The 12296-nt window shown below is 58.8% G+C and carries 9 protein-coding genes; 3 read left to right on the forward strand and 6 right to left on the reverse strand.

Annotation, left to right across the window (positions count from 1 at the left end; translation table 11 throughout):
- Nucleotides 1-9: 9 nt before the first annotated feature.
- From ACR0K1_RS07750 to ACR0K1_RS07760, 3 genes are all read right to left on the reverse strand, one after another.
- Nucleotides 10-1197 (reverse strand): patatin-like phospholipase family protein, encoded by a 1188-nt coding sequence (locus ACR0K1_RS07750; protein ID WP_480849668.1) that lies wholly within the window; start codon nt 1195-1197, stop codon nt 10-12.
- A 65-nt stretch (nt 1198-1262) separates the two neighbouring features.
- Complete coding sequence (locus tag ACR0K1_RS07755; protein ID WP_480849670.1) at nt 1263-2750, reverse strand: N-acetylmuramoyl-L-alanine amidase; 1488 nt, start codon at nt 2748-2750, stop codon at nt 1263-1265.
- Complete coding sequence (locus ACR0K1_RS07760; protein WP_480849672.1) at nt 2719-3060, reverse strand: hypothetical protein; 342 nt, start codon at nt 3058-3060, stop codon at nt 2719-2721. Before ACR0K1_RS07760 ends, ACR0K1_RS07755 begins: the two co-directional genes overlap by 32 nt.
- Nucleotides 3061-3278: 218 nt before the next feature.
- Between ACR0K1_RS07760 and ACR0K1_RS07765 the strand changes: the two genes are divergently transcribed.
- Genes ACR0K1_RS07765 through tssM form a run of 3 tightly spaced genes read left to right on the forward strand, consistent with a single transcriptional unit; the run spans nt 3279 to nt 9159 of the window.
- The gene (locus tag ACR0K1_RS07765; protein WP_480849674.1) at nt 3279-4769 is read left to right on the forward strand and encodes an SIR2 family protein; all 1491 of its coding nucleotides are present in this window, start codon (nt 3279-3281) and stop codon (nt 4767-4769) included.
- The gene (locus ACR0K1_RS07770) at nt 4766-6724 is read left to right on the forward strand and encodes an nSTAND1 domain-containing NTPase (protein WP_480849676.1); all 1959 of its coding nucleotides are present in this window, start codon (nt 4766-4768) and stop codon (nt 6722-6724) included. Before ACR0K1_RS07765 ends, ACR0K1_RS07770 begins: the two co-directional genes overlap by 4 nt.
- Nucleotides 6725-6726: 2 nt before the next feature.
- Nucleotides 6727-9159 carry a type VI secretion system membrane subunit TssM gene (gene tssM, locus ACR0K1_RS07775; RefSeq protein ID WP_480849678.1) on the forward strand — a complete coding sequence of 811 codons (2433 nt, stop codon included), beginning with the start codon at nt 6727-6729 and terminating at the stop codon, nt 9157-9159.
- 25 nt (nt 9160-9184) lie between these two features.
- Here tssM and ACR0K1_RS07780 read toward each other — a convergent pair whose 3' ends face one another.
- The 3 genes from ACR0K1_RS07780 to ACR0K1_RS07790 are packed head-to-tail and all read right to left on the reverse strand — an operon-like array spanning nt 9185 to nt 12295.
- The gene (locus tag ACR0K1_RS07780; RefSeq protein WP_480849680.1) at nt 9185-10324 is read right to left on the reverse strand and encodes a hypothetical protein; all 1140 of its coding nucleotides are present in this window, start codon (nt 10322-10324) and stop codon (nt 9185-9187) included.
- Nucleotides 10321-10917: a hypothetical protein gene (locus tag ACR0K1_RS07785; RefSeq protein WP_480849683.1), complete on the reverse strand. Its 597-nt coding sequence runs from the start codon at nt 10915-10917 to the stop codon at nt 10321-10323. Before ACR0K1_RS07785 ends, ACR0K1_RS07780 begins: the two co-directional genes overlap by 4 nt.
- The gene (locus ACR0K1_RS07790) at nt 10910-12295 is read right to left on the reverse strand and encodes a toll/interleukin-1 receptor domain-containing protein (RefSeq protein ID WP_480849685.1); all 1386 of its coding nucleotides are present in this window, start codon (nt 12293-12295) and stop codon (nt 10910-10912) included. Before ACR0K1_RS07790 ends, ACR0K1_RS07785 begins: the two co-directional genes overlap by 8 nt.
- Nucleotide 12296: the final 1 nt, after the last annotated feature.

Consider the following 12296-nt stretch of genomic DNA (forward strand, 5'->3'; position numbering starts at 1 on the left):
AAAGCCTCCTTAGTCGCTGCCGAAATGGCTGAATACGGACATGTCCACATGTTTCTGCGCATAAGCCTTACCAACCTTGCGCATGTCGCCAAGGAATTCCACCTTGTCCATCGCCTGCACATTCCGTTCCGGGATATCCTGCAGGCCAAGCGCATCCAGACCGGCGCGGCTGACATCGGGGTTGTAGCGTGCATACAGGAAATCCCTGCCGGTTGGCGTTTCGCGCGGCACTTCGTCCCCGGTCACGGGATCGCCCTCGCGCGGTTTCATATCGCCAAGCTCCCGATCGATCACGTCGCCAAACAGGCACCGGCCAAAGGCGCGGCAGTTGATATCCTGATCCACCGCCGAACCGCCCATCAGAACACCGGGCATGGCGGCTGCGTTCTTGGGCAGCAGCTCACCGCGATCATCCAGATCAAGCTCGACCTTCGCAGCCGATCCTGTGCCGACAGAGACCAGCATCAGCTTATCCTCACCCTTGGGCCAGTTCAGCCGGTAATGAGGCAATGTGGCCATTCGGTACAGCAGGAAGGCAGGGTTGTTGTACGGGGTCACACCGCCATCGACAAAGGTGAAGGACATATCCTTGTCCATCTCAAGCGACTCGGGCGGGAAATAGACCGGGGCCGCCGTTGACGCGCGCACAAGCTCCCACAGGCGAATATCCAGATTGTTCCGATCGGCGTAGCCCACCCTGTCATTGTATTTGGCAAAGGGGTTGTTCGACACCGGCCACGGGGAATCCGTTGTTGCGTTTCGTGTCACGACCAGCAGCAGACAGCGCAAATCCTCGGACCCGAGGATTCTGTCCATTTTCTGATCGTCCACAAGCACATTCTGAAGCTCTTCGCGCAGGGGGTCGGCGTCATACAGCGCCCTTGCCCGCTTGAGCAGCCATTGCTTGGTGAACATCCTGCTGCCGGATTTCACATAGAAATCGGTCAGTTCATCCACGGACATGCCAACCGCCAGACCGGTCGAAATTATCGCCCCGGTCGAGGTCCCGGCGATGTAATCAAAATGATCCCCCAGCCGAAACGACGCCCCCTGACCTGTGTCTTCGGCCAGCTGGCTTTCGATTTCCTTGAGGATTTCCAGAGTGATAATACCCAAAATCCCCCCGCCATCCAGCGCCAAAAGGCGGCGCGGACGCTCAGTAGAGTATTTTTCGCTCCAAACATTCAAATGTGTCATGACATGCTCCGATCATAGTCACCGGGAACGGGTCAAAGCCAGAGGCCAGACCGTGGGAACGCCGGTTATTTCCGGCTGCTGATCATTCCCATCAGGCGAATTGCCTTATCGAGTTTACCAAACATGCCCCACCCGGTGATCAGGGCAAAAACACTGATCAAAGCTTCTGCATTGTTCGAAAGAAAATTGACGATATCCCCGGACAAACCAAGCTTCGGCAACAATACGGTCAGCAACAGCCCCACGATACCCGAAACGGATTTCTTTCCGTTCAGGGCATTGCCGATAGTCTGACCCAAAGCCGCATTAATTGGCGTCAGCGGAGGTTTACCGTCAGGACCCTTTGTAACCGTTCCCGCCACCTCGGCCGGAATTGGTGCGCCATCGTTGATGCCAAGGATCATCCGCGCCAGCGCCTTGTTGCGCGTTCTGGAGTCGCTGTCATCAGAGTCGTCCCGCAGCAACAGGCTGGCGACCTTGACCAGAGAGCCTGCGGTATCCCCACTTTTGGCCGCGCCGGCGATTTCCAGAATGTCTTTCAGATCAATATCTCTGTCGGAAACGTCCATTTTCTTGTTCGGGCGCACGCCCGCTCCCTCAGGCAATGTGTTCACAAACTCACGAAGGGCCGCCAGCCGGGTCAAACCGTCCGTGTCGTTGTCGGCGCGCAGGTGCGCTTCCTGTGCGTCCATGAACGCCTCGGCCAGAACGCTTGGATCGGTCTTTTTGATCGCCGCTATTGTCAGGCGCCCGTTGATGCCATCAACGTCCAGCGGCTCTCCGTCGACGGTCAGGCCCAGCGTGTTGAATGCGCCCTGTGCCAGTTCGATCGCGGATTTGGGCCCCGATTGGGTTGCCGCGTCGTAGACAACCAGCGCCATCCTCTCGGGCATTTCGCTGCAGCGGCAGGCCGCGTAATAGAGTGTACGGAAAATCTCATCCGCTTCGGCCTGCGTTAGCGCGGCCAGATCGTCCATCGATACTTCGGACTTCCGCCATTCTGCCAGGGTTTCGATTTCGACGCCGTGATGTCCGGATGTCCGGCTTGCCCATTGCCGAACGAACCCGTGCAGCTTTTCGAACCGGGCGTCCGGGGCACCGCCAACCGGGAATGCGGGGTCTGAACCAGCATCCGCCAACGCAACCAAAGAGACCGGCAAGCCGCTTTTGAACCAGTCCGACACATTGAACCCCGGACAGGCCTTGGCTGCATATTGATTGTGCCCGCTGATTTTTTCGATTGCCGGGAAGCGTTCTTTCTGGGTTCGGATATATTCCCTCAACGCCGCGTCCTGTTCTGGGGTGAAATTGTCTTCAAACCGGTCATTTTCCGAAGACCCATGCCCGCCAAGCAGGCAAACCCCGATAGAATTGGCGTTATGCCCTTTCGTGTGTGCACCGGCCTTACCAATCGGACGGCCTGCTGCAATCGTTCCGTCGCGGTCGATCACGTGATGGTAGCCAATATCGGCCCAACCCCGCCCCTTTGGTTTGGGGTCGGTATGCCAGCGGCGAATTTCCTCAACCTTTTCCGAGGTTTTTTTGCCTTCCATCCAGTTTGGACGCGTCGCGCTGCAATGAACAATGATTTCCGTGATATTTCGCATTTGCTTCCTCCTGAATCCCTGTCCGGCCGGTCGGGCGGAACGGGCTCTTACCCTGATGAGGGGACTTTTTGAGCATCAGCACCGGGCAGGTTCCGGCATCTGTGCGTACGGGCGGCATCGAAGCTTCGAAGACAGAAGACGCATATATCAATTGCTGAATTCCCTTTGCCCCCACAGAACGCGTTAAGAACTTGAAAAAATTAACCTTTCCGGGCCCTATTTTCGGCGCCGCTTGCACATGAAAAATAAAATTCAATTAAATTAGTTAGCAGTTTACACGATTTGGCGCTGAAAGAGAAATCAGGCCCCAATCAAGGCTCGAGTCCCAAAAAACACCCTGCGTCAAAACCAAGGCATAAAAGGCCCGATTCAAAAGGAAATTTCGCCATGCGGGCCGAAGTTATTGGCGGCAGGTCGTATTTTGATGTAATTTGGAATTACGTCGAGAACCAAACAGGTTGAACGGACGCTGCTTTGGATACTGAAGTTTCATCCCTCAAAGTATTTGTCAGCTACTCGCATGATGATGAGGAGCATAAGGAAACCTTCCGCCAGCAACTGATCGACCTGACCCGCGGCGGTGAAATCGATCTGTGGGATGACCGGCAACTCAGCCCCGGCGACGCCTGGCTGCAGCAAATTCGGGAGCGCGTCGAATCCTGCGATATCGCGGTCTTGCTGGTGTCGTCCAACTTTCTCGACTCGGACTTCATCTTTTCCGAAGAATGGGGCCGTCTTCTGAAACGCTGGAAGGCTGGCAACGTGCAGATGTTCCCGATCATCCTGCGCCCCTGCCGCTGGAAGGCCAGCGAGATTGCGGATTTGCAGGTGTTGCCGAAAGACGGGCTTCCGGTGGTTTCGTTTTCAACAGAAAACGGCGCGCGGGATCAGGCCTGGGCGGATGTCGGCGATGCCTTCGCTGACGTGGTTCAGGAGATGAAAACGGCCCCCGCACCGCAGGCTGACGCTGCACCGGCACAACCAAAGCCGGAAAAGGCTGAGCCTGCCTCACCTTTTGCAGATAAATACAACACCATACTCCGCGCGCTGGACTTGGGGCGTGTCGCCGTCTTTCTGGGTGAAGGTGTGAACCGCCCCGATCCGAGCGTGTATTCCGGATGGCAGCACGGAAGTACAACTACCCCGCCCCTGAGCGGTGAGATCGCGCAGTTCATCGCCGAAAACAACTCTTTGCCCGTCGATGGTAACGCCTGCCTTGCAGAGGTTGCGCAGCGGGTAGCGGTGCGGGACGGCATCGCGCCGATCTATTCCGACCTGCACGATCTGCTGAACCTCGATTACGCGATAAACGACATTCACCGCGCCATGGCGCAGTTGCCGGGCGCGTTGCGGGCCTCGGGCCGGACCGATCCAAATCCGATCTTCATCACGGTGAATTACGACGACCTGACCGAACGCGCCTTTGCCGAAATCGGTGAACCGCTGGATGTGCTGGCCTATTCCGTCGATCAGAACAATCGCGGCATTTTCAGCCATATCTCGCCGGACAACGAGACCAAATTGCTCAAGCGCCCCAATGAGAATTCAGAATTCTCGCTGGGCGAGCATGAACGCCCGCTGCTGCTCAAACTCGCCGGAACGGTCGACCGGGCCGAATCCGGGATCGAGCATTTCGTTGTCACCGAAGACGATCATTTCTCTTACGTGGTTGATCGCGACATCAAGCAATTGCTGCCACCGGCGCTGAAGACGCGGCTGTTTCGCTGTCACTACCTGTTCCTTGGTCATTCCCTGTCGCACTGGACCCTGAGATCCATCCTCAGCCGGGTGTTCGGGTGTGGCCGCCTGCCCGCGCGCAGCTGGGTCGTGGATCAGACAAATGACGAACAGGATCGCGATTTCTGGACGTATCGCAACGCCGAGCTGATCGAGGCCTCACTGCCCGAGTTTGCCAACGGTCTGGTAAGCTGGATCGGCGAAAGTTCTTCGTGGAAACGGTCATGAGGTCCGACCCCTATCGCGGCCTGATGCCCTATCAGGAAGAAGACGCCGCCTATTTCTTTGGCCGCGACCGCGAAAGGAAGGTGATTGCCTCAAACCTGTCCGCGTCCAGATTTACGCTGCTATATGGCCCCTCGGGCGTCGGCAAAACCTCGGTCCTGCGCGCCGGGGTTTTGCGTGACATGCGGACCGAGGCACGTACCAATCTAGATCGGTTGGGACTGCCGGAATTTGCCGTGGCCTGGCTCAGCGAATGGCGCGGCGACCCGAGCATCCGGCTGGAACGGGCGGTGCGGGAGGCCGTCGCTGACGCCATGGGTGGGGATGGCGGGCCGGTGGATGGTGATACTACATTGGACCGGCTGGCCGCATGGTGCGAGCGTCTGAACGGCGAGCTGTTTCTGGTTCTCGACCAGTTCGAAGAGTATTTTCTATATCACCCGACCGACATTCCCGGCGACTTCGCAGATACGCTCGCCCGGATCGCGTCGGCCAAGGATTTGCCGGTGAACCTGCTGGTGTCGCTACGCGACGATGCGCTCAGCCAGATGGACCGGTTCAAGGGCCGCGTTCCCAAGCTGTTTTCCAACTATCTGCGCATCGACCGTCTGGATTTCGAAGCCGGGCGGCTGGCCATAGACGGCCCCGTCGACCGCTGGAACGAAAACCGCGAGCGAGACCAAGACCCCGAAGTGACCGTCGAGCCGGAACTGCGGGAAGAGGTTCTGCGTCAGGTTCAACTTGGGCAACAGGGGTTTGGCCACCGAGGCCGCGGCGTCGCGCAGGACGAGGGGCAGCCCCGCGAAGAAATCGAAACCCCCTATCTGCAACTGGTCATGCAACGGATCTGGAGCGAAGAGCGCGAGGCCGGGTCAAATGCCTTGCGGCTGCAGACCCTCAAGGACCTTGGCGGCGCGCAAGAGATATTGCGCACCCATCTGGGCCGCGTGCTGAACCGTCTGGCCCCTGCCGAACAGGACATAGCGCGCAAGGTGTTCTATTACCTCGTGACCCCCTCGGGGGCGAAAATCGCCCATTCCGCCGAGGATCTGGCAAACTACACCGAGTGCGACACCACCGAAATCGAACAGGTTCTGAAGCGCCTGTGCCAACGGGAATCCCGCATCCTGCGCGAGGTCGTCGCCGCCGACGACACCATGGGCAACCGGTTCGAGATTTATCATGACGTTCTGGGCAGCGCGATTCTGGAATGGCAGCGCGACCTGATCCATCAGGCCGAAACCGCCGACCTGATTGCCGCCAAAGCGGCAGCCGAGAGGCATCACAGCATTATGCGGGCAGCGACCCGTTTCAACCTGCTGCTGGCCTGCGCCGGGCTGGTGCTGCTGGGGATTTTCTACGGAACCCGCGTCGCCCTGCTGAACGGTGCCCGCGATGACCTGACCTTTCAGTTGGATGAGCTTCAGGAACACGCCATCGACACTCAGATCCAGGCGGTCGTGCGTCTGCAACGCACCGACTACGGGGTCCAGGACACGGAAACGGCGCAGGGACAGCAGCAGGACCCGCTGACCCGTCTGGCCGATGCGCTGAGCGCGGAAATCAACGATGGAAGCGTCAGCCTGCAACCTGACGGCAGTTTTGTGGTCATCACGCTCAGCGCGTCGGACCTGTTCGCCTCGGGGTCGGACCAAGTAAACGAAAACTACGCCCCCGTTATCGACAAACTGGCGAGCGTGTTGGACACCCTGCCCGGCCCGATCGGCATCGTCGGCCATACAGACAGCGTGCCTCTGCGCGGCATCCGGGGGGACAATACGCAGCTGTCGCTGGCCCGCGCGCAATCGGTTCTGGAGGCGATGAAAGGCAACATTCAGGACGACAGGCGCCTGTTCGCCGAAGGCCGCGGTGATCTGGAAGCTATCGCGCAGAACGAAACGCCCGAGGGTCGCGCCCGCAATCGCCGTATTGAAATCATCGTGAGAAAGGAATCCTGACGATGATCCGGTTTCTTTTCCGCGTGCTGATCGCCCTGGTCCTGATAGGGCTTATCGCGCTTGTCTTCATTTTTCTTTTCGCAATGTTTCTGTCAGATGGCGCAATCGCGGGCATTGTGACCCTGGCCTTCCTTGTGGTCGCGGGCGTGTTTATCGCTCGGTTCCGCAAAAAGGAAACCAAGCCGCGTAGCGCCGAATCCGAAGCCGCCCGCCAGATGCGGCGCACCCGATTTTACGTCGCGCTTCAATTGGCCCCCACCATTCTGATTGCCATTGCGTGCTTCTGGATCATCGAACGCTCCTACCGCCACAGCGCCGATACCATGACAACGCTGCAGCAGGAACTGGAAGACCTCTCGATTAGCGCCAACCAGCTTGGCCCGGACCGTCGGCTCGAGCAGACCGGGTTGCTTCTGGACCGGGCCCAGAGAATGCAGTGGGTTGATGAGAAGTTCCTGTCTCTGCCCCGGCTGAACCCGGTTTCCGAGGCCGGCAGGCTGCGCGATCACTACCACGAAATGATTGGCAGCCATTTCCGAACCAGCCTTATGTACCGGCTGGAACAGCAGATGTCGCAAAACCTGAACAATCCGCGTTATCTGAATCAGGCGCTGCGCGTGTACCTGATGTTGGGTCAGGCCGGTCCAACAAACGCTGAGACCATCCGCGTCTGGATGCACGCGGACTGGGCAACCTCTCTTCCGGGGCAGTTTGGCGATCAGGAGGTTCTGCAAAATCACCTGAACGTCATGTTGGATAACGCCCGCCGCAGCCGCTATCCCCTGAACCGACCATTGATTGAGAATGTCCGCGCCGTGCTGGCGCGCGAGCCGCTGGCATCGCGGGCATACTGGGAAATCATCGACGGCCCCGACGCCAAGAAGTTGCCGCAATGGGGCATCAGCGAGCATGGCGGTCCCGACACCGCGCGGGTTTTCACCCGCGCTTCCGGTCAGCCTCTGACCGCCGGGGTTGAAGGGCTATACACGCGCCGTGGATTTCACGAGGTTCTGCTGACCGGTCTGGCCGGTGCAATTGATGATGTGCAGAAACACAACTGGGTTTTGGGGGACCACGCGCTGCTCGAACCGACCGAGGCAGACAAAGCCGCAATCGCGCATGATATCCTGTCTCTTTACTACAACGACTACGTCCGCCTCTGGTCGGAACTGCTGGCTGACATCGACATCATTCATGGTGACTCGCTGACCCAGGCGGTCCAGGTCACAAATCTGGCGGCGGGTAAGAACTCACCAATCCTGGAACTGATGCGGGCCATTTCCGCCGAAACAAAACTGGCGGAAGTCGACGAGTCCACGGCAGGCATCGGCGAGGCTACGGTGGAGTCGCAGATCACAATGCGCCTCAGCATCCCCCAGACGCGGGCTTTGTCCCGTGTCACGTCGCTGCTGAAAGAACAGCAACAGCAGCAAGGGCAAATCGCGGTCGAACTGCCGGGTCAGTTCGTCGATGACTATTTCCGTTGGTTGCATCAGATGGTCGATGGCAACCCGGATCAACCATCTGAGCTGGCAGATTTCGTGGACATTGAACTCGGCGCTCTTGACCGGGAACTTAACGACCTGAACCAGTCCGGCAGTTCCCAGCCCATCGGCACTGACCTGCCAGCGGCTGACACCTTGCGCGCGCTCGGCAAGGACCTTTCCACTCCGCTGAACCGCTGGTCGATTCAGTTTGCGGCTTTGGCCACGGATGCGTTCGACCTGCCGGTGTTGTCCCGATTGGAGTCGGCCTTCACAGTACAAGTGTCGGAGTTTTGTGAGGCTGCGGTTCAGGGGCGCTACCCGTTTTCACCCGGCTCATCGGTGGACACGAACATTCAGGATTTCAACAGGTTGTTCGCTCCGGGCGGCATAATCGACTCGTTTTTCAACGCAAACCTGAATTCCCTGGTCGATCGCAGCCAGAAACCCTGGCGCTGGCGTGCTACGGCGACAAAAATGCAGCTGTCGGACGCGGCGCTGCGGATGTTCGAAACCGCATCCGAAATCCGCGACGTGTATTTCAGCGCAAGTGGCACCGCCAACGTGACGCTATCGCTATCGGTCGAAGCGCTTGATCCAAGGGCCGACGGGGTCGAGATAAAGTTCCAGAACAATGAGCCGTTCATCTACCGGCACGCCGGTCCCGGCAACGATTATGTTTTCAACTGGCCCGAGGCCAGTGGTGTGCTCTCGATTGAATTGCTGCCCGACGCCAATGGCAAAGTGTTCGGCATGTACGAAACCGGAAGCTGGGCGCTGTTTCGTTTGTTCGACAAATTGCAAATCCGCCGCGAAAAATCTCGGGACACCTATCGCGCGATTGCCGACATCAATGGCCGGATCGTGCAATTGCGCATACGCACTTCGTCGGTGTTCAACCCGTTCAGCAGTCAGGCGATCCAGAAATTCTCGTGTGTCAGTTCGCTGTAAGTTGGAACGGCAGCGGGTTGGTCCGTCAGATATAAACCACGCTGAACAGCGACACCAAATCGACCAGCAGAACCAACACCGAAGCAAGCGCCAATAGCGCGATCCAGACGGCCGAGCCGCCGTCGATCCCTTTGTTGCCCGACAAAATCCCGATCCGGGTTGACGCAAAGCGCCCGGCTTCACCGGCGACAAGAACCGCCATCGCGAACTGGGAATAGCCTGTGACGCCGGTGCTTATGACCACAGGCATGGTCAGAGGTACAATGGTCAGAACCGCAATGATAGGGCCACCGCAGAATCCCATGAAGGCTGCGAAGATCAGCGAGATATACGGCATCATCTGCACCAATCCGAAATCCAGTTCTCGGATCGGAAGACCAAACATGGCGAGCCGACCGAAGAAATAGGCCGTCAGAAAAGTGGCGATCAGCGAACCGGCACCGGTTGCCCCGGTTTTCAGTGTCTCGGCCAATGCCCCGAACCCGGCGCGTTGATACAGGACAAAAGCCAGCCACAGAACGGAAAACGGCAGCGCCTCGGACGGTGTCAGAACCCCCGACAGAACGGCCACGCTGAACACCGGAATAGCTAGGTATCCCGACCAGTCGGCGCGCGAGTATCCCTCTAGCTCCAGCGGGCTTTCATTTGGTCCCAGGTATTTCGTGAGGAAAACAAAAACCACAGCCACGGTAAGAAACGGGACGATGCTCAGACCGATGCTGGATTCGGACACAAGGGCGGCCACAATCGGTCCCACGGCCAAAGGCGCAAACTGCGCGATGGCCGCCAGATATTGGGACAAGGGCGCTGCCGTGGCGAATTCAGCGCTGGCCGGTGCCTCATCAGCCGCCAGCGCGCCCGCGCCACCGCCCGCGACGGCAGCCCAGCTTTCGGGCAAGGGTCCCTCGCCCTTGGGCGGCAGGTAAAGCGTTGCAAAAAGGCGGGCGGCAAAAACGGCAAAGAACAGGATTATGATCGTATAACTGCTGAGCACATTGAGGATGCTTTGCTGGCTGAAACCCACAAACATATGCATCGGCACGCCCGACGCGACAAAGACCACTGCCCCGCCAATGGCAAAAACAAAGGGCGGCCAGATGCCGAAGAAAATTGGCAGACCTATGCCCAATACAATGACAATTAGAAGGATCAGATCGGCGATCATGGCCCCTCCTCACCACGCAGCAGGCGTAGGAGCGCGACAATCGCACCGACACTGAAGATGACGGCAACGGCAAAGTATGTCGGGAAAAGCTCAACGTTGTAATAATCATGCCGCCATCGCGTCAGAAAGGCCTCCACAGCGGTCTGAAACTGCAGGTATGCAAGGATCGCGGCGAACCCAACGGCCCCTAAACGGTTGAGCCAGAGCGCCGTGCCATTGCGGCTGGCGGCTTTGCCAACAATGGCAAAGCGAACACCGCAAATCGCGACCGCGATCACGAACGCATTTGCCACCAGAACGACAAGATCAAAGGGAATAGAAAGCGTTGTGTTGAAGGCATAGCGACTGATTGCGGCGATTCCCATGAGCGCAGCAATCAGCAGGGCAACGACCCCGATTGCCGCCCCCGACCCGGCCCGTTTGCCCGTGCGCAGCAGACGTTCCGTCCGATCGGCCTTGTCCTGAAACAACTCGCGCGTTGGTTCGTCAAAGCTAAGCTCTGCCCGTCGCTTCCGCCATCCTCTGAACGTCCAGTACAGCACCGCCAGAAGAAGCAGCGGCATTAATGAAACAAGCATCGAGGGTTCATTCATGATCCCTCTCCTGCACCATGACCTTTGCCGCGCCATAAAGCTTGTCGGCAATCAGATCGTGATCCATTGGCACGTACTGGCATGAGGCGAATATCATCGCCAGCCCATCCGACAAGGTCGCGGTTTCCTCAAGCGCTGCCAGAATGGGTTTGTCCAGCGCGTCGGCAAACTTGATCTCGCGGCGGCAGTATTTGGATTGCACGAACGCGTCCGTCACCACGCAGAATATCCCCGCAGCGCCCCGCACTTTTTCCTCAAGCGCGGTGTCCCATTCCTGTGCGGGTTGAATCTGAGCGTCGGTCCAGATGCGGATGCCCTTTTCCCGCAGGGTCAGAACCAATGGCTCGACCCGGTCCCAGTCGTCACGGGCATAAGACAGGAACAGGAACGGTTCGCCCAGAATCTCTGGTTCCGGCGGTTTTGAGGGCTGGGCTATGGGGCCAAGCGTCTCGGCTGCGTCGGGGTCGGAAACGCCCAGATAAAGCGCCAACGGGTCCAGCAGAAGTCGGGCCAATCGCGCGGGCTCGTCCAGAAATCCGTTCGCATCCAGATCAGCGCCGGGTTCCAGAATGCCGGGATGGGTCAGATACGCCAAAGCTTCGGCCTGCAACTCGTCCGACAGTTCAAGCTTTGGCGCGTAGCCCGAGGCGCCCAGCGGGTGCCCGGACACGGCGCGCCGGGCCTCGTCTTCGACCGCTTCCAACAGGCTTTGCGGTGCAATCAACGCCTCGACCGCGTGGGTCGTGGTGTTGGCCAATCCCTCACTTCTTGCAAGTTGATCCGAAACAATTGCTTCGGGGACATTTTGCGCCTCAAGCGCGGCGGCCGCGTATCGGGCCTGACGCACCATGTCGGGGTCGGGACGCCCGGGGGCCAGCGCGCATTCATAGCGAAACGGCAGGCTCAAATGCTCTGCTTGGGTCAGCACCTGCTGCAGCAGCGTCGACAAGCTGATCGGCAACAAAAACGGGATGCGGCCATCGCTGGTTGTCACGTCAGTATGAATGCTCCATCGCTCAGCCTCGGGGTCCAGATAGGTTTCGCCAAAATCCTCGGCCGAGCCCGGGGATGAAACCCTGACCTCACCATGCCCGTCCAAGCGGAAGAAGGCCGCCAGGCAATGTCTCAGCGCGGCCTCGTGCCGGGTGTCGCATATCGCGCTTAGCGTCAAGGAAACCGTTCCGTCAGGCTGCGAGTCGACCGCCATAAACCGAGATAGCGCGGACAGGCCCGCGAACCCCCGCAACGCGACCCGCATATGCCCCCAGACACGCGCAAGGCGGGCCGGAAAAGCACCGTCGGACGCCTTGGGAAATTCCACCCGCAAAGCGCCCTGAATGACACTGTCGTCTTGCCGGTCAATCGTCAGAATATGCATC

This window comes from Ruegeria sp. F5, from assembly GCF_056533845.1.